15 protein-coding genes are annotated in these 19083 nt (G+C 33.1%); 7 read left to right on the top strand and 8 right to left on the bottom strand.

Annotated features, from left to right (window positions below):
- The first annotated feature begins 176 nt into the window (after positions 1–176).
- The 3 genes from Q9Q97_RS00265 (at position 177) to Q9Q97_RS00255 (ending at position 3719) form a co-directional block, all read left to right on the top strand.
- A complete protein-coding gene (locus tag Q9Q97_RS00265) occupies positions 177–860 on the top strand; it encodes a response regulator transcription factor (protein ID WP_008465097.1) in 684 nt (227 codons plus the stop codon).
- 301 nt (positions 861–1161) lie between these two features.
- Positions 1162–2241, top strand: coding sequence for a cell wall metabolism sensor histidine kinase WalK (locus Q9Q97_RS00260; protein ID WP_306153262.1), 1080 nt, complete (start codon positions 1162–1164; stop codon positions 2239–2241).
- Between the two features lie 167 nt (positions 2242–2408).
- Positions 2409–3719, top strand: coding sequence for a porin (locus Q9Q97_RS00255; RefSeq protein WP_306153260.1), 1311 nt, complete (start codon positions 2409–2411; stop codon positions 3717–3719).
- Between the two features lie 227 nt (positions 3720–3946).
- On the opposite strand, the gene Q9Q97_RS00250 is transcribed toward Q9Q97_RS00255, so the two are convergent.
- From Q9Q97_RS00250 to Q9Q97_RS00240, 3 genes are all read right to left on the bottom strand, one after another.
- Positions 3947–5026: a glycosyltransferase gene (locus Q9Q97_RS00250; protein ID WP_306153258.1), complete on the bottom strand. Its 1080-nt coding sequence runs from the start codon at positions 5024–5026 to the stop codon at positions 3947–3949.
- Between the two features lie 552 nt (positions 5027–5578).
- The gene (locus Q9Q97_RS00245) at positions 5579–6133 is read right to left on the bottom strand and encodes a hypothetical protein (protein WP_306153256.1); all 555 of its coding nucleotides are present in this window, start codon (positions 6131–6133) and stop codon (positions 5579–5581) included.
- Positions 6134–6196: 63 nt separating this feature from the next.
- The gene (locus Q9Q97_RS00240) at positions 6197–9631 is read right to left on the bottom strand and encodes a hypothetical protein (protein ID WP_306153255.1); all 3435 of its coding nucleotides are present in this window, start codon (positions 9629–9631) and stop codon (positions 6197–6199) included.
- 196 nt (positions 9632–9827) lie between these two features.
- Here Q9Q97_RS00240 and Q9Q97_RS00235 point away from each other — a divergent pair, with 196 nt between their 5' ends.
- The 3 genes from Q9Q97_RS00235 (at position 9828) to Q9Q97_RS00225 (ending at position 14432) form a co-directional block, all read left to right on the top strand.
- Positions 9828–10880: an AraC family transcriptional regulator gene (locus Q9Q97_RS00235; RefSeq protein ID WP_306153253.1), complete on the top strand. Its 1053-nt coding sequence runs from the start codon at positions 9828–9830 to the stop codon at positions 10878–10880.
- A 10-nt stretch (positions 10881–10890) separates the two neighbouring features.
- Complete coding sequence (locus Q9Q97_RS00230) at positions 10891–11943, top strand: AraC family transcriptional regulator (RefSeq protein ID WP_306153251.1); 1053 nt, start codon at positions 10891–10893, stop codon at positions 11941–11943.
- Between the two features lie 296 nt (positions 11944–12239).
- A complete protein-coding gene (locus tag Q9Q97_RS00225; RefSeq protein ID WP_306153249.1) occupies positions 12240–14432 on the top strand; it encodes a TonB-dependent receptor domain-containing protein in 2193 nt (730 codons plus the stop codon).
- A gap of 3 nt (positions 14433–14435) precedes the next feature.
- On the opposite strand, the gene Q9Q97_RS00220 is transcribed toward Q9Q97_RS00225, so the two are convergent.
- The 4 genes from Q9Q97_RS00220 to Q9Q97_RS00205 are packed head-to-tail and all read right to left on the bottom strand — an operon-like array spanning position 14436 to position 16926.
- Complete coding sequence (locus tag Q9Q97_RS00220; RefSeq protein WP_306153247.1) at positions 14436–14663, bottom strand: hypothetical protein; 228 nt, start codon at positions 14661–14663, stop codon at positions 14436–14438.
- The gene (locus Q9Q97_RS00215) at positions 14614–15558 is read right to left on the bottom strand and encodes a hypothetical protein (protein WP_306153245.1); all 945 of its coding nucleotides are present in this window, start codon (positions 15556–15558) and stop codon (positions 14614–14616) included. Before Q9Q97_RS00215 ends, Q9Q97_RS00220 begins: the two co-directional genes overlap by 50 nt.
- Entirely contained in the window at positions 15555–16115 is a 561-nt protein-coding gene (locus Q9Q97_RS00210) for an SdpA family antimicrobial peptide system protein (protein WP_306153243.1), read from the bottom strand. The genes Q9Q97_RS00215 and Q9Q97_RS00210 overlap by 4 nt, the downstream gene beginning before the upstream one ends.
- Before the next feature lie 31 nt (positions 16116–16146).
- Positions 16147–16926: a hypothetical protein gene (locus tag Q9Q97_RS00205; RefSeq protein ID WP_306153241.1), complete on the bottom strand. Its 780-nt coding sequence runs from the start codon at positions 16924–16926 to the stop codon at positions 16147–16149.
- Positions 16927–17068: 142 nt separating this feature from the next.
- Here Q9Q97_RS00205 and Q9Q97_RS00200 point away from each other — a divergent pair, with 142 nt between their 5' ends.
- Positions 17069–17422, top strand: coding sequence for a helix-turn-helix transcriptional regulator (locus Q9Q97_RS00200; protein WP_306153240.1), 354 nt, complete (start codon positions 17069–17071; stop codon positions 17420–17422).
- A 392-nt stretch (positions 17423–17814) separates the two neighbouring features.
- Here Q9Q97_RS00200 and Q9Q97_RS00195 read toward each other — a convergent pair whose 3' ends face one another.
- Positions 17815–19074: an aspartate kinase gene (locus tag Q9Q97_RS00195; RefSeq protein WP_306153239.1), complete on the bottom strand. Its 1260-nt coding sequence runs from the start codon at positions 19072–19074 to the stop codon at positions 17815–17817.
- Positions 19075–19083 lie beyond the last annotated feature (9 nt).

The raw sequence follows: 19083 nt of genomic DNA, 5'->3' as shown, positions 1-19083 counted from the left end.
TGTTACCGACTTGTTATGTTTTTGTGTTGTTAAGATTATCAAATTGTTACGAGATTAAATTACGGTTAACACCATTTTTTAAAGGTTCTTTTGTTAGTATATTTACCCTGTGAAATAAGAAATATCGAATGTTTAATGAAGAAGTTTCGATATAAAAATCTCAATTTTTGCTATTTATGAAAAAAACACAAACTAAGATTTTATTAGTTGACGACGAACCAGATATCTTAGAAATCGTTGGCTATAACCTTGCTCAGGAAGGCTACCAGATTGTTACAGCATCAAATGGAAAAGATGCTATAGCAAAGGCGCAGAAAGAGCTGCCAGAATTAATCATTATGGACGTGATGATGGCAGAAATGGACGGAATGGAGGCTTGCGAGCATATTAGAAAAATTCCAGAATTAAATAATGTTATCATAACATTCCTTACAGCAAGAAGTGAAGATTATTCTCAAGTAGCTGGTTTTGACGCCGGTGCAGATGACTACATTACCAAGCCAATTAAGCCAAAATTATTGGTATCTAAAGTAAAGGCTTTGTTAAGAAGATTAAAAGAACAAGAAGTTGTTACAGATACTCTAAATGTAGGCGGAATCGAGATTAATCGTGAGGAATACAAAATCATAAAAGGCAATGTAGAAATTGCTTTGCCAAGAAAAGAGTTCGAATTATTTTATCTATTGGCTTCAAAACCAGGAAAAGTTTTTAAAAGAGACGAAATCTTAGATAAAGTTTGGGGTAACGAAGTTGTAGTTGGAGGAAGAACAATCGATGTTCATATCAGAAAACTGCGCGAGAAAATTGGCGAAGACCTTTTCAAAACAATAAAAGGAGTAGGATATAAATTTGAAGTGTAGTTTTTTTTAAAGCTTCTAAGGTTCTGAGTTACTAAGCTGCTGAGGTTTTGTAGCTTGAATTTTAAGAAAGATTAAATACATTCCAATTATTTTAAAATCTTCTATAAATATTTGAACCATATAAGTCATATAAGTTCATTTAATTATAGTATCGATAATTAATAATTTAAGATCATCTTTGTCAAAGTTTTTAACTTTGACAAAGATTTCCTTTTTTATGTCATAAAGTAATTTTTTAGTTTTCTACTTTAAATGAACTTATATGACTTATATGGTTCAAAATATAATTTTAAATATTTCAATGAAGATTAATTTTAAAAAAACATACAAATTTGCTATTAAATCGGCATTGTATATCAGTCTGTTTACCACAGGATTTGTGCTCATACTGATGTCTTTGTTTTACAAAAACCAATTAAAACATCAAGTAGCATTTGGAATAATCTTTATTATTGCCATTTATATTTTCTCTTTTTTGGTTTTGCAATATCGTGTAGAGCGATTTATTTACAGAAGAGTAAAGAAAATTTACGATGAGGTTTCCTTATTAGAATCGACAACACTTATCAATCAGCCGATTAATACCGATATGGAAACGCTTTCGCGCGAAGTGAAAAAGTTTGCGACCGATAAAAAACTCGAAATCGAAATGCTCGAAATTCGTGAACAATATAGAAGAGAGTTTCTTGGAAACGTTTCGCACGAATTAAAAACGCCTTTGTTTACCGTTCAAGGTTACGTTTCTACTTTGCTTGATGGTGCAATGGACGATAAAAACATTAGAAAGAAATATTTGAAACGCGCCGAAAAAGGAGTGGAGCGACTTATATATATAGTAGAAGATTTGGACATGATTACCAAATTAGAATCGGGAGATTTAGATTTGAATATGACTGATTTTGATATTGTCGAATTGATTGAGAATGTTTTTGAATTGCTGGAAATGAAAGCAGACAAAAAGAAAATCAAACTATCTTTTGAAAGTAAAAATGTGAAGTCGGTTATGATTAGAGGCGATCAGGACAGAATTCAGCAAGTGTTGGAAAACCTGATTGTCAATTCTATAAAATATGGAAAAGAAGGCGGTCTGACGGAAGTTGGCGTGGTAAACTTAACGAAGAAAAAAGTCTTAATCCGTATTAGCGACAATGGAGAAGGGGTTGAAAAACAAAACATTCCGAGACTTTTTGAACGTTTCTATCGTGTTGACAAAAGCGGAACGCGATCTGAAGGGGGTTCTGGTTTAGGATTGGCGATTGTAAAGCATATTATTGAAGCACACAAAGAGAAAGTTTACGTAGAAAGTGAGTTCGGAATTGGCTCTGAGTTCTCTTTTACACTCGAAAAAGCAAATAAATCGGCAAAAACTGAGGTTAAATAAGTTCAAGCCAACAGGAGTTAAAAGCCCTGAAACAGGGGTGTTTAACAATAAATCAACATACGGATTTCGGCCGTAACATTAAATTTTTATTATAGTAACATCTGGTTAATGATTTCTTAACATAGGTGGGTCATCTTTGCATCCTGAAATTAAGGGCATTAGAAAAAATGATAAAAAAAATAATATTAGCCGTTGCATTAATAGCTGTTTCTGTTGCAAATGCACAGGAACCAAACAAGCAGGAATTGAATAAACAGGATGTAAAAAACGAGGTAATGCGTATTTTAGATTCTATAAATAAAGCCAAACTTCCGGAAACTAAATCGGGATCAGGTGTTGAAGAACATTGGTACGATAGAATTTCGCTAAGAGGTTACGCTCAAATCAGATACAATGGTTTGCTTTCTACAAACGATAAAGTATCCTGCGATCAATGTGATAGATCTTGGGGAACAACTTCTACAGCTCCAGATGCAAAAGCAAACAACGGACTTTTTATTCGCCGTGCACGTTTAGTGTTTTCTGGACAAGTGCACCCTAATTTATTCTTCTATTTTCAGCCCGATTTTGCTAGTTCTCCAAGCACTGGAGTTCAGAACTTTGTACAAATTCGTGATTTGTATTTTGATGTTTCTTTCGATAAGAAAAAAGAATATCGCGTGCGTGTGGGACAAAGTAAAATTCCATACGGATTTGAAAATATGCAGTCAAGTTCTCAACGTTTAACGTTAGACCGTGCTGATGGAATCAACTCTTCGATTTTAAATGAGCGTGATTTAGGAATCTTCTTTTATTGGGCTCCAGCCGAAATTAGAAAACGTTTTGCGATGCTGGTTGATGAAGGTTATAAAGGTTCTGGAGATTATGGAGTTTTTGCTTTTGGAGTTTACAACGGTCAGATTGCAAATAAACTAGACGGAAACAGAGATCTAAATGTGGTAACTAGAGTAACTTATCCGTTTGTTATTGGAAGCCAGATTATAGAACCAGGAATTCAGGCTTACACTGGGAAATGGGCATTTACAGGAGAAGTTTCTCCAGGTGTTACAGTCAATGATCCTCAATATGTAAAAGATCAGCGAGTGGGTGCAACTTTCGTTTTGTATCCAAGACCATTCGGAATCCAGACCGAATACAACATCGGAACTGGACCTCGTTACAATACCCTTACCAATACAATAGAACAAACTGATTTGAACGGAGGTTACGTTTTATTAAACTACAAATGGGATATTAAAAAACAGCATATTTATCCTTTCGCCAAATTCCAATATTATGACGGAGGAAAAAAATACGAAAGAGATGCTAGAAGCTACGTAGTTAGAGATCTCGAATTTGGTGTGGAATGGCAAATTTTCAAAGCATTGGAGTTTACAGCCGAGTACGTAATTGCAGATAGAACTTTTGAAGATAGCGTATTGCCAATAAACAGACAGAAAGGAAATGTGCTTAGAATGCAAGTGCAGTTTAACTTCTAAAAAATAGTACGCGGATAAAGCAGATTCGCTTTCGCGAAGACGCGGATAAAAACGGATTTCTTTATAAAAAAAATATGAATTGCCTCCAGCTTTAGCTGGAGGTTTTTTTATGATAATCTATAAGGCTTTAGCTAAATAGAAATTTTAAAAATAGAAGAAGATAAATAAAAAAAATCTGTTTTTATCCGCGTTTTGCTTTAGCAACCCGTTTCATCCGCGTTCAATAATTAAGCTGTTTTTTCCTCGAAAACTTTAAATAAAGAATCCCAGTCAATATTATTTTCAAATTGAGACAATCCTTTATAAGATTGTACTTTTGATAAATCTTCAATTGTAAAATCATCTTGCATGGCATACGGCACAAGATTTTCTTCCTGAAGTTTTATTGCCAAATATTCCTGTTCGTACTGTCCAGGTGTTGGAATAAAAAAAGCTTTTTTGCCCAATTTTGCCAAATCCATTACAGTTGTGTAGCCAGAACGGCACAACACAAATTCACTTTCGTTAAAAGTCTGTTCCAGCTGTTTGGAATTCATGAAGTTATAATAAGTAACATTTCCTGCCTGCCATTTTTCTTGCGATTTTTCTACAATTCCTTGCACAAAAACTACTTTTCCAGGAAAGTTTGCTGCTTCTTTCTGCAGTTTTTCATCCAAGAAAGTGCGCTGCGGTTCAGGTCCAGATAATATAATCATAAGATCATATATTTTTGGAGTGTCCTTTTTTTTCATTCGACTCAGCGGGCCAATATATTTTAGGTTTAGTTCATCATTTTTTAAATGCCCCAAATCTCCAGTTAGATTTATTTCTTCGTTGGTATCAGGAACCCAGCATTCATCATACTTTTTAATAAAATGCTGATGACATTTACTCGTAAACCAAGTTGTATTTCCTGTCATTACATTCAATTGATGCGTAATAAAAACAGAAGGTACCTTTTTGCTGAAAACTCCCAATCTGTTGTCTGAGATAATACCATCAATGCCATGTTTTTTTATCCAATGATTGATCATTTTCTTCTCATCCAAAATGGCAGTAATCATTTTCGGAAGATTTTTAATCAGTTTCCATTTAAAGTTTTTCCCATTCTTTGCATATTCAATATGATAAGAAGGAAGTTCTAAAGTCTGTATGTAAGGAAATTCTTTTCGTAATAACGACAGCGCCACTCCATCAGAAGCAATGATCGGAATATAATTATTCTCTTGAAGCGCCTTAATAATAGGAATGCATCTCGTTGCATGTCCAAGTCCCCAATTTAATGGAGCAATTAAAATAGTTTTATTCGCAGAATAATCAATACTCATTTTTAGCACGTTTTAAAAACGAAGATAGAAAAATATGTTTTCTATGTTATTTCGAGTTTATTACTAAATTATTAATTTAAGGTTCTAAGCTTTTGAGGTGCTAAGTTTTTTTATAGATAATATATAGATTTAGAGGAATCCTTGCAAGGCTTAATATTCACAAACAAATGAAACATCTCAAAATAAAAGTATTACAGCAGCGACGAAATTGAAATGCAATAGAGATTGTCGCTCCGCTGGAGCTATTTTATGATGGGGTTATTAATCTCTATAAATATTATACTCCGCTGGAGTATTTTAGATTTTATAGATGTAGAGTAGTCCCAGCGGGACTTAATATTTATAGTGAAATAAATCGTTTCAATATAAAAGCCTCGGAGAGGCGACATTAAATCGGAATGCATAGGTACGCGTTCTAATGAGATAATTGTTTAGAATTAATGTTTTTAAATATTATTCTCTGTTATTATAAATAAAAAAACCGAACTGAAAGTTCGGTTTTGAGTAAAGCCTTAGGAGCTTACAAGCTTAGCACCTTAGCACCTCAGAAGCTTAATCCTGAATATACGTCTTATTACCATTTTTGTTAATATAGTATTTTCCGCCTCTTGGACCAGTATATACTTTTTTACCATTGTATTCGCCCGTAACTTTATCTGGAACAGATGGCGCTTTTTCGTTAGTTTCTTTTAAAGTTTTAGTTGCCGATTTTTTGGCAGCTGTAGCATCTTTCTTAGCAGCGTCAGCTTTTGCGGTCGATTTTTTAGCTTCGGCTTTGGTTTTGTCTGCAGTGCTTTTAGCTTTGTCAGAAGCTGCAGTAGCTTTTTTGGCATCAGCTTTAGCTTTTGCAGCTTCTTTGTCGGCCGTCTTTTTTGCAGCGTCAGCAGATTCTTTCTTTGCTTTAGACGAAGCTGCTTTTGCGTCATCTGCCGCTTTTTTAGATTTTGTGGCTTCTTTTTTGGCATCAGCCGAAGCTTTGTCGGCACTAGCTTTAGCTTTTTTTGCCGAAGTTTCTGTTTTGCTTTTCGTAGTTTTTGCAGTTGTTTCTTGTGCGTAAAAATTAGAAGAGAAAACAACTAATAAACAGATTAATACTAATTTTTTCATAAGGTTATACGTTTAAATTTCAATTAAAATTAAACAATTTATTGTCATCTTTTTCGAGACACATTAAAAATATGCACGCAGCTGAACGTTTCCTGTATGAATGGTAGATCCCGTCTCGCTTTTACGTCCTTGATAGTTTAAATTGACATCCAAAAAAGACGTAAGGTTCTTTTGCAGAAGCAGTTTCCAAACCAAATTCGATCCAGCTTGAAGCCCTTCCAGCATCTGAAAACCTACAGATGAAAATTCGTTTCCGTTAAATTTATTTTCATAAAAAGAAAATTCTCCATTTACGGTTACTTTCTTTTCGCCTGCATAAGAAAAAGAAGTTCCGATTCTGTTTTGGTCTAAAGTTTCGAGATTTCCAATCTGATTTTTCTTATTCTGAAGCTCATAAAAGAAATCCAATTTGGTGTTTTTTGAAAATAAATAACTGATCTTTGGCGCGATCTGCCAGCCGTTGATATCATAATTTTTTTCGACAAAATCTTCAGAAACCAAATCGGTTTTTATGGTTTTGGTAAAGAAATTAAACAGCCAGCTTTTTTGATATAAATGCGTGTATTGAATTTGATGCGAATAATTCTTCACCTGCTGCGACCCAACAGAAAGTAGACTTTTACCTTTGTTGACCAAATAAGAATAGGTAACAGAATGTTTTTGCTTACCTCGGTTGTAGAATAAACTGTTTCTAAAACTCGAATTCAGGCCTAAAATATTCTCTTCTGACGAAGCAAACGGATTAAGTTCTAATTTTTCGCCATCGCTTTTCACCTTTCGATCCATTATAAAAGAAGTCTGATTGTAAAAATAAGACAGCAGTTTTTTAAACCCTTTTTCATTCTGCCATTGCAGCGGATTTAGCGTTAAAGATTGCGAAAACTTATTTTGGTTGGTTTTAATGTAAACTTGATTCGGCAAAAAGATCCTTACATAACGCGCCTGATCTTGGTAAATCGCAACTTCAAATTCCTCCAATTCCTGAATCCCATTTCCGTTATAATCGTTCCAAGTGTAAACTCCTTGTCCCGTTGGAACTTCTACATACGTAAATTCTTGTTGGGCTATAGTTCCAGAACTGGTTTCGTACGCCGTTCCAATCTGCATTAACTGGTTAAAAAAACGGTCGTTGTATAAAACTCTCGAATTTAGTGAAGGTTCATTTTGCCTCGATTTATCCGTAAAATCCAAATTTCGATAACTTGCATAAACGGCTAAATCGGTCTTTTTGGTCTGGATTAATTTCGACTTTAAATAATACGTTTGCGAATTATTCACATGCTGCAATAAGCCGTTTTGTAAACTGTCGTTGCGTCTTTGCAGAAAGCCAACTTCAACAAAAACTTTGGTGCTGTCGCCTCGTCCTGTAAATATGCCATATTGTGAAAATCTTTGGCTTAAAGCCGAAAACTGATTGGTAATTTTATCTTTTTCCTGATTGTTTTCTAACTGCATGCTGCCGCCAATCCAGTTTTTGCCAAAATGATATTTGGCTCTAGTCTGATTTCTAATAAATTTTGAAGTCGAAGCAGTTGCATCAGAATTCAGAAAGCTTCCATTATTTTCGATTGTCCATCTTTTTAATTTGAACAGTGCATTGGTAGTATGTCTGGCTCCAGTATAGCTTTCGCTAAAATCTAATTTCTCAAATTGATACGTTAGCAACCCAATATTTGAAGTTTTATTTTTCGAAAATAAATCAAAATTCAAACCCGTAACCAAAAGACTTTGATTGCCCAGAAGAGTTCCAGTTAAATTCCAGTCGCGATTAAATTCGATATTGTACAAACGTTCGATAGATTTAAAATCCTGCTGCACGAATTGATAATTCGCGAAAGCGTCTAAACTCCACGCTCTAGAAAAAAGACGTTTTTTAAGATTGGTTTTAAAAGCAACTCCTTGATTGTTAGAATCATCAATTCCAGAAAATAAATTCTGATCGTTATTGCTGATAGCCACTTCAAAATCGACCAATGTTTTCTCATTCGGATTGTATTTTCCTAAAAAAGTCGCCACTTGAAGTTTCATTGGCGCCACAAGCTGTACAATAGGTTCGTAATTTCCTTGTAAAACTCCATTCACGGGTTCAGCATATTGATAAATGCGCTCAATCGAATTATTATTTTGAATGATATAATTTCCAGCGTTTGCACCAACCTGACTGAATCTGACGTTATACAAAACATCAGCAGGATTGTTCGAATATTCGTAAACTTCAACCGAGTTGACCAATATTTTTCGATACAAAATTTTATTCTCGGCATAAGAATCTTCATAAGCAGAAGGCGCTTTCATCAAATTGACATCATCTCCAGCTTCACTTAAAATTTGAACTTGTTCTGGAGAAAGATTTTGCTGTAATGGTTGATTTTTCATATCATTTTCAGAATATAAATAACCGCCAAAACTCCAGTTTTTGTTCTCGTGCGTTGCGCCCGCGTAGGTAACCAATCGGTTGTAATTTCGTTCAGAATATTGGTATTCTACATTAATACGCATTTCAGAAGTAATGGTAAAAAGAGAGGTAAAAACAATTTCACCTGCATTGTAATCAATAACATAATCGTTGTTTTCGCCGCGTTTCAGCAGAACGCCATTGACATAAACACGCTCAGAACCCGAAATTACGAGAACGTACAATTCGCCGTTCTGGCCTTTTAATTTGTACGGCCCTTGATTTCCTTCCTGTCCAATAAAAGTACTTTTGGCATATTGACCTCTAACAAAAGCGACCGAAGCAAAAACATTAGTCTTGCTTTTTTCGGTATCAAAATCAAAACTTGCCGAAAGCCCTTGAACTTTTTTATTGAAACTCAAAAATTGGGTTTTCCTGTTTTCTAAAAAGACATCGCCGGCGCGAATGTTCCAATCATCGCTGAAAAGTTCTATGAAAATATTATCAAACTGATCGAGTTTCTGCGAGTAACCACCGTCTTGTAACGGAATATTACTGTCTTGTAGTGAAGCTCTCAAACTCACTTTGTCTGAAAGTTTTCCTGTAATCTGCAGATCTAGATTAGAATTTAAAACCGTACTCTGATTATTACCGACAGTAATGCCGCGGGTAATGCTTCCAGAAGTTTCCAGTCCGTCAAAAGGAGTTACTTTTTTGGCATTTGAATTATTATCTATTCGATACAATTTGTCTGTTCCAACATCGCCACTCACAATCTGATCCGATTTGTAAAGGCTGTATTCTTTAGTTAAAAGCTCGGGATAATTAAGATAATTGACAATTAAAGTATCTGAAACCGATTGGAATTTTTCATTTAAAAGCAAATATCCTTTTTCAAAATTCACGTTATAAAAAGTTGAATCAATCAGCTCGTTTTTAGTATTCAGAATTTGAAAAAAACCAGAGTTGATGGACATTTTTTCCAAATGAATGGTATCTTTTGAAACGATTACTTTTTTGGTTTTGTACAAAGATTCAGTTTCCTGAGCCTGAAGCGCAGAAAACCAGAACAAAACCGTCAAAAACAGTAATTTTTTCAACATAAATACTTTAACTCTAAAAAGCCAAAAGTAGTATTTATAATCAAGAAATTACGACGCTTTTATTTATTGAAAAACGAAGCCCTTTTGTGCTGATTTTCTGTTTTTTATGATATGAAACAAAAAATAATTGCAGAAAAATTCTCCTGATAAGCCAATCTTTTTTTTAGCTTTGTTTACGATATAACTAACTTAAATTATGGATACTAGCAAAGAACTTTTATTCTTTTTTAGTGCTTTGGGAGCTTTTAACGGAATTATTCTCGGAGTTTATTTCTTCTTTTTTACTAAGAAAAAATACCTGACGAATTATTTTCTGGGCGCGCTTTTGTTTGCTCTGAGTATCCGAATCGGGAAATCTGTATTTGTATATTTTCATCCAGAATTGCCAAAAATGTATCTCCAGTTTGGCTTGACAGCTTGTTTCTTTATCGGACCATGTTTGTATTATTTCATCAAATCGGCGGTGGATGAAGTTCAGATAATGCCCAAATCATGGAAATTGATATTAGCATTTTGGGGCACTTTAATTGTTGCAGTCGGCGTTTTTTATCCGTATGAATTGTATCCAAAACTTTGGAGCGGTTATTTTATAAGGATTATTTATTTGCAATGGTTTGTTTATATTCTATTTGCTGGTTTTGAACTTCGTACTGTTTTGAAAAAAATCCTGAGTAGAAAAGAAAAAACAGCCCCTGCCGAAATGTGGTTTGGTATGCTTTTTTTGGGAAATTTTCTATTGTTTCTATTTTATTTCTTATCCATTATTGGAGCGCCAGGAGCAACGTATATCAGTGGAGCAGTAGTTTTTTCATTCATTTTGTATTTGGGAATTTCGATTCTTTTGTACAGAAAAAAAACAGACGATCTCTTTTTGTTGAATGGAAAGATTTCGAATAAAAAAATCGACTCAGCAGAAGCTGTAATGTGGTCTGAAAAACTCGAAAATGCCATGCACGAAAAGAGTTTGTATAAAAACCCGAATCTGACTCTTCAAGATTTGTCTCAAGAAATTAATATTTCGAGCCATCAGTTATCGCAGTTTTTAAACAATAATCTGGGGAAGAATTTTACCAGTTTTGTAAACGAATTTAGAGTAGCCGAAGCTTGTAAAATTATAGCTTCCAACAACAAACTGACTTTAGAATCTGTTGGCTATGATGTTGGATTTAATTCCAAATCGACTTTTTTTGCTGCTTTTAAAAAACATACCGGAACAACACCGTTAAACTATCAGCTTCAAGCTTTATAAAATTTAGATTATGAGTATTGGTAAAGAAATAGTATTCTTCTTGGGAGCTTTAGGCGCTTTTAACGGATTTATTCTAAGTCTGTATTTTTTGTTCTTTGCCAAGAAAAAATATGTTTCTAATTTATTTCTTGGGGCACTTTTATTGGTTTTAAGCATCAGAATTGCGGTTACGGTTTTCGTATATTTTAACAACGATCTTCCCAAAACATATTTGCAGATTGGGCTTTCGGCTTGTTTGCTAATTGGGCCGTTTTTGTATTACGTTTTAAAATCGGCGATTCATAATACAGTTTCAAAACAATGGAAATGGCATTTAGGAATTTGGTTTTTGACAGTTTCGACTATCGGATTTTTTCTTCCGTATGAAAATTATCCTGTTTTATGGAATTATTATTTTGTGGCTTTTATTTTCTTCCAATGGTTTTCGTACCTCTTTGTTTCTGGTTATGAAAGCCGTTTGCTACTTCAAAAAATAATCTGGAATTATGAAAGTTCTTCTCCCGCAGAAAGATGGTTTACGGCTATTTTCTTTGGTAATGCAGCCGTATTCATTGCTTACTTTTTAGGATTTTCACGAGTTCCTTTTGTTTCCTGCATTACAGGGGCAATAGCTTTTACCTTTATTTTATATCTGATTATTTTGGTTCTGTTGCATCGAAAAAAAACCGATGATTTGTTCTTGATCAATAATCAGAAAAGCAAAAAAATAAGCGATGCAGATGCTGTCGTTATTTCTCAAAAACTAGAGAAAATTATGAATGAAAAAGCATTGTACAGAAATCCGAATTTGAGTTTAAAAGATTTATCGGAAGAAATTAATATGCCGAGCCATCAATTGTCTCAGTTTTTAAACAACAATTTAGGCAAGAACTTTACGAGCTATGTTAATGAATTTAGAATTGAAACCGCTTGCAGAATTATTTCGTCAAACAATAAACTGACTCTAGAATCTGTTGGTTATGATGTGGGATTTAATTCGAAATCCACTTTCTTCGCAGCATTCAAAAAACATACAGGAACAACTCCTTTAAATTATCAGCTACAAGAATTATCGCTTAGATAAATTACAAAAATTATATTATTGACTCAAAGAAAGACAACGAGAATTAAACTTTGCGTCTTAGCGCCTTTGCGCGATTATAATATGGCAAAAACCTTAGCAACTTAGAATCTCAGAACCTTAGCCCCTCCAAAAAAAGTCCTAATTTATAAATCCGTACTCCTGATTTCACTTTCGACGACCTTATAACGCGATTTAGAACTGACTTTTGTTCCATCAAAGTCAAACTTAATCGCTAGAATTTTATGAGGTTTTTAATTTTAATTTTCGTTTTTATTTATTTCCTGATTTTTTCATCAATGGAAATAAAAGCACAAGCTGTAAAAAAAGTCACAGACAAATCCTATGTTAAAGAAAAGGATCTAATCATCAAAACAGTTCCAATAGCTGTTCCCGATACGATAATTCCCAACGATCAAGAACACAATAAATTAAATGAAGTAGTTATAAAAAGCCAGCCTTCATTATTAAAATACGGAGCCAATGGAAATATTGATGTCAATGTAAACGGAACGGTTCTGGCAACGAGCAGTTCTGTAAACGAATTATTGTCTAGGGTTCCAAACGTTGTGGTTGCCGATGGAGAAATCAGCGTACTCGGAAAGGGCGAGGCGATTATCTATCTTAACGGAATTTTGATTAATTACGAAAGATTTGCTGCGATTCCCGTTTCACAGATTCAGAAAATCGAAGTGATTTCGAATCCTTCTGCCAGGTACGATGCCGAAGGGAAAGCGGTTATCAATATTATCACCAAACAAAACAAAGAAAGTGGTATGATGGGAACTGCCAATCAGCACACATCGGTTTCTAAATTTGGCGGAACGAGCTACAATACGCTTCTTGATTTTAGTTATTCTAAAGGAAAATTTTCTTTTATAACCAATTATGGTTTGCAGTTGGGAAGAAACCGCGAATTATTGTACACCACGAGAACGCGCCCAGATCCGGAGGATTATATGAAATCGGAATTGACGACCGACTGGAAAAGAAGGTTTAATAATTATTCTAATTTCGGATTCGGGCTTCAGTATAGTTTTTCTCCAGACAATTATATTTCACTGGCCTACAGCGGAAACGTAAATGATTTGGGCGGAATTACAGAAAGTCGAAATTCGATAACGAATAATTCTGGGAGCAGTTTTTACGCAACAGATGTAGACCGAAATGATGTTTTGCTGAATCAGTTTGTCAATTTAAATTATAATATGAAAACCGATCCCAAAGGGTCAACACTATTTATTGGTTCGCAATATTCTAATTATAATCAGACTATTGGTGATTTTATTGAAGAAAATAGCTGGGCAGACGAAACAGCTGATAAAAGATATTTGAAGAATAATGTAGGAAGCCGAATTAATATCATTGCCATTCAAACGGATTATTCGAAGAAAATAAATGAAAAAACAAAGCTAGAAATAGGAGCAAAGTTCAGTCATGCTACAATAAAATCGGGAACAGATTTCCTGATTGCCGATGCAGATGATATGGATTATGAATTGGACGACGAACTTTCGAGTGATTTTGAATACAATGAAAAAATTACAGCGGCTTATTTAAATTATGTTGGATCTTGGGGAGAAAAAGTCAATTTTTCAGTTGGAGCAAGGGCAGAACGAACCAGTTATAATCTGTTTACAAACGCCAACGGAATTCAGGAATTTGAAAAAGCGTACGGCAATTTTTTTCCCAACATGCTTTTAAATTTTAATTTTTCAGAAGATTGGAAAGGTCATTTCTCGTACGCTGCCAGAATAACCAGACCGAGATATCAGGCTTTAAATCCGTATGTGATTTACCAAGATCCGTTTACGACCATTGAAGGGAATCCGAATCTGCTTCCAGAAAAAACGCATGCTTTTGAAATAGGCACGATGTACAAAAAATTCGATTTTAAAATTGGCTATACTTATAAAATTGACCCGATTTCTGCGGCAGCTTTACGTGGCGACACGCCAAACAGCTATATTCTGAGAGCTTTAAATCTCGAAAAAGGACATGTGTTTTTTACATCGCTTTCGAGATCCTTCAATCTCAAATGGTGGAATTCTACCAATACCATAAGCATGAACTTAACCAAATCGGTTGACAATTTTTATGAATTTGAATTCAGTCCAGTAAGACCGCAGTTTTATTTGTATTCGAATAACACCTTTACGATTCCGAAATTTTTTAAACTCCAGCTTTTGGCTTGGTACTTAGGAGATCGCAGCTACGGATTAGGAAGCGAAAACAGCCGTTCGACCGTGACTTTAGGAATTGAGAGAAACTTTTTCAGAGATGCGTTAAAACTCAATTTTTCTGCCAATGATATTTTTCACAAGTTTATGGTTTCAGGAGATTACAATGTCGGACAAACCCAGATTTATTATCACCGAACGTATACAAGTAATTACTTTAAACTGATAGCAACCTACAATTTTGGAGATTCAAAAAAGACAACCTATAAAAAATCTGAAATTGAGCAGTCGGAGAATAATAGGGCGAGGTAATATTTATTTAAAGCTTTCTGATAAAATCATTAAAGCAAGAATTATGACAACACAAATTAAAACCGAATTAGCATTGGCAAAATTGATTGTCCAGTCCAATTCTTTTATTTTCTTTGGAGGAAACATTCTTTTGTCTTTTGGATTAAAATAAAAGATTCCCCAAACCCAGTTATTAGGGTCTTCATGCCAATTGTTTTTTTCTTCTTCTGAGGGTTCTTGATTGTAAGACATTTTTTAAAGATATAAATTTAGTTTTAAAAAAATCAAAAATTATATTTTCATCATCTAAGTATAAAATTAATGCTGATGCCATTGAGAAAAAGAAACTTACTAATCCATGAGTTATAAGAATGCTAAAATGAAAGAGTAATCCTGTTAGGAGAAAAGTTTTTTTAAGTTTTATGTTTGTAGCTAAAATACAAGCAAATAATCCTAATTCTAAGATAATAACTGACCAAGTTATTAAAGGCGTAAAAGAGCTTAAAGTTATTATATTATATAGTTTTTGTAGATGCATAGGAGCTCCAAAGATGTTATTTGTAAACCAATAATAAGCACATGTTCCGTCTCTCCATTCATTAATGTATAATTTGCCTATGCCTGCATGTAAGTATATTATAGCAACTTGTAATAATATCAAAAAATAGTAAACATTAAAGAAAACATTGATTGCTTTTCTAAGTTTTGTGTTAACGCTTTTGCTGCTATTCCATTGATTTAGTCGATTATCAAATATGCAAATTGGAATTAGCAATATACTTAAATTTGAAGCTATTTGATCTCCGCCATCAACTCCTAAAAATGAATTACAAATACTTAAATGAACCCATGCATGTAAAAAACATGTTAATTGAGGAAGATAACCAGTTGTAATAATTAATAAGATTATAATGGAAATAGCTTTAGCGATTAAGGGATGAAATAGTGTGAAGATACTAAATTGTTTAAAAAAAATTATCGCGGCAAATTTTGTTTCATCGTTCAACACTAAATCAAAATTAGTAATGTATTCAATATTGTTAAAAGTAATAGTTAGTAAAGCACCTATTGCTAACAATAGCCGTACAAGCATTAATCTTTCAGTGAAAATTTTTTTTTGTTCTAATGATGAAATAAATTGATTCATTTTTCAGTGATTTCAATTGGATATACTATAAATGATGAAGGATAGTCAGTTTTTCTTTTTATTATATTCCAAGGAAGCATTATTTGAGAAACAAATAAATATTTTCCTTTGAAGTTAGGAGCACTCCCTTTTTTTAATATTATCTTTTTGTAGTGAATTTTTTTCCTTTTAATTTCTTCATTGACAGAATAGATATTAGTTGACTTAATGTAGAGTGGTTTAACTGAATCAGTAACTATTTTTTGAAAAATAGTATTCATCTCAATGTTTAAAACTCTATTTTTTCTTGATATACCGAAATAATACTCGCTTGTAAAGCTTTTTAGATTTTTCAATTTTGGCTCTAGAGAATTACAATCAAATATATGGAGTTGAGATTCTCTAGAGCTTTTAGTGAAAAAAGCCCATCCTTGCGGAAACATTGATGTTAATTGGGATTTGGAAGTATACTGTTTATTTAGAGGATTATTCCCAAAATATATTGCTGTTATTTTAAAAAAAATTAAGAGAACAATAAGGATAGCTAAGAAAAAAGAAAAAAAGGATAATTTGGACATTTTGCTCATTGTTGTTTTCTTAAGATAGAATTTAAATACCCTCTAATTCAAATGTTATTTCGGATTGATAATCATCCATTAAATATCTCTTTTCAGATGATAATTGTGAATTTGCATCATCAGGAAAAGGCTCGAATGGTTCAAATTCATCCACTGGCAGTAAAGGGGCTTCCTGTGCAACAATTACAATAATTAATACTGCGGCAGCTGCTATCCAAACCGCTGCCCATTTATAGTAGTAATCAGGCATTACAATTTTTGAAGTTTGTTTTCCAGAATTGATGTCATTTAATGCTTTTATAAGGTCTTCTTTGGAAGATTTTTCATCAACATTATAATTGTGCTTTAAATTAGAGCTGAATTTTTTTGCTACTATAGAAACCTCATTTTTGTTGAGATTTGAAATTTCATAAATGATATTTGCTACTTTAGTTGAGGCATCAGAAAAAGTTGCTTTAATTAAATAATAATTTCCTGACCCAATTTTTTTTCTAAAATCGGATAAGTAATTCGGATCAATGAATTTTATTCTGTTTATAATTTCATTTTGAAAGTTTATTATTTCTTCAACCTGTGATTTATCGGCAATAAATGACCTAAAGTTTAAATCTTTGAAATCGCTCATTTTATTTGCAACTGGTCCCTCTAAAAACATCACGCCTTTAAAAACTTCTTCGTCAGTGAATCTCGTGTTACTCATTTCCTGTCCATCATTTAGAATTTCATCTTTTGTACAACTAAACAAGAGAAATATTACTCCAATTATTGTTGGAATACGATATTTTATTGAAATTGATTTAATTTTTTTCATAATTATTTTTTCAAAAGTTGATTAATACAAACTTATTATGAATTGTATTTCGGTCTAAGTCGAATATCGGTTATTAAAAACCTAAATTCGAATAATTGTAAAACAATTCTTATATTTACATTTGCTTTTAAAAATGTTAATTATGAATAAAATTGTAGGAGATAATCTAAAAGTTTTAAGAAAATCAAAGAATATGTCACAAGAAGAGGCAGCTGATCACTTACAAATCTCACAATCTACTTATGCCAGAATGGAGCGAGGAGAAAGTACTTCTTGGACTATTCATTTTAAGAAAATCTGCCAAATTTTCGAAATTAGTCCAGAAGAATTGGTTAGAAAAGGATTGGGAAATTCTGCCTGTGAAAGTTTAATAAATACAGAGCGCCAAACACAAATCGCATTGCAGGGTGTTTATATGAAAATTATAAAAAAGTATGAGTTGGAAATTGAAGATCTGAAAACAATTATAAAACACTTAAATAAAGGAAAAAACTAATTTTTTCTTCTTTTCAGTTGCGTATAGGTTATAAGAATTCCAACTGTCGATAAAAAAGGGCCAATTACCAATTTAAAATCTGAATAAGAAATGTCTTGTCTATCTCTTGTTAGCAATGGACTCAAAGATATACCAATGTATAAGAAACCAAGAATAATAAAAACGAGTAAAAAAGCTTTTTTTGTCATTTCAAATTATAATTGTAGAATGAAAACCGTAATCGTTTCATAATTAATGAGTTTTGAAAAGGGTTTTCAGAAATTAAAAAGTAAATATAAGCAAAAAACAAATTAATTAGGGAAAATTCTTTCGAAATAAAAAAGGCTCCACTTTATTAAGTGAAGCCCTTCCAATAATTTGTGAATTAAATAATTACCTTTTATAAAGCAATATTAGTTTAATTCTTTAGTCACAATCTGCATTGTTTCACGGCTAACTTGTTTCAATAAAACTGCTTTGTTTTTCTCAACCGTTTCTGCCGCTTCTTCTGTAAAGTGACGGATTGTATATAAGGTTACATTTTCGCTGTATTCTACTTTGAATTTTTTAGAAAGAATGGCATTCAATTCTGGGAAATTTCCAAATTTATCTTCCACACAAACAGAGAAACTAATTGCAGAGTTCTGAATTAAGTTTACTTTGATTTTAAATTCGTGGAATAATCCAAAAATCTCGCTGATGTTTTCTTCCATAATGAAAGAGAAATCAATTGAAGAAAGAGAAATTAAAAGCTGTTCTCTTTTTACAATAAAACATGGATACTGTGGCTCCAAATCGACACCTTTAGAAACGCAAGTTCCTTTTAAAAGCGGATTAATAAACGATTTTACGTATAATGGAATTTCTTTTTTCTGTAAAGGCTGCAATGTTTTTGGGTGAATAACCGTTGCTCCGTAAAATGCCAATTCGATTGCTTCACGATAAGAAATCTGATTTAAAAGACTTGCATTTTCAAAATAACGCGGGTCTGCGTTCATCACTCCTGGAACGTCTTTCCAGATCGTTACACTTTCTGCATTTAAACAATATGCAAATATACCAGCAGTATAATCTGAACCTTCACGACCCAAAGTTGTTGTAAAGTTGTTTTCGTCTGCTCCTAAGAAACCTTGTGTAATATTCAAAACTTTTCTTGGTACATTTTTACTGATGTTTTGCTGCGTAACTTCCCAGTCCACTCCAGCGTCTCTATAGTTTGCATCAGTTTTAATGAAGTTGCGAACGTCAAGCCATTGCGTCTGAATTCCCATGAAATTCATAAAATAACTTAAGATATTAGTCGAAATCAATTCACCAAAACTTACCACCTGATCGTAAACAAAGTTGTAATTTGGAGATTTATTATGCGCTAAAAAATATTCTAATTCAGCAAACTGTGCATTTACAGCTGCGAAAACTTCGTGCTTTTCATCTTCAAACAAATCCAATAAGATTTGATTGTGGTATTTTTTGATTTCTTGAACAGAAGAATTTAGTTCTGTCGATTTTTCAAAATAATTCTTGATTACAACTTCAAGAGCATTTGTTGTTTTTCCCATAGCCGAAACTACAAGAATTACGTCTTCGTAACCTACTTTTTGTAAAACGTCGTATACGTTTTTAATTCCATCTGCATCTTTTACCGATGCTCCTCCAAATTTAAATACTCTCATTTTTTAATT

Origin of the sequence: Flavobacterium sp. DG2-3, assembly GCF_030730925.1 — a bacterium.
Taxonomy (GTDB): Bacteria; Bacteroidota; Bacteroidia; order Flavobacteriales; family Flavobacteriaceae; genus Flavobacterium.
Note: the sequence above shows the minus strand (reverse complement) of the source record. Positions and strands in the feature narration are given on the sequence as shown.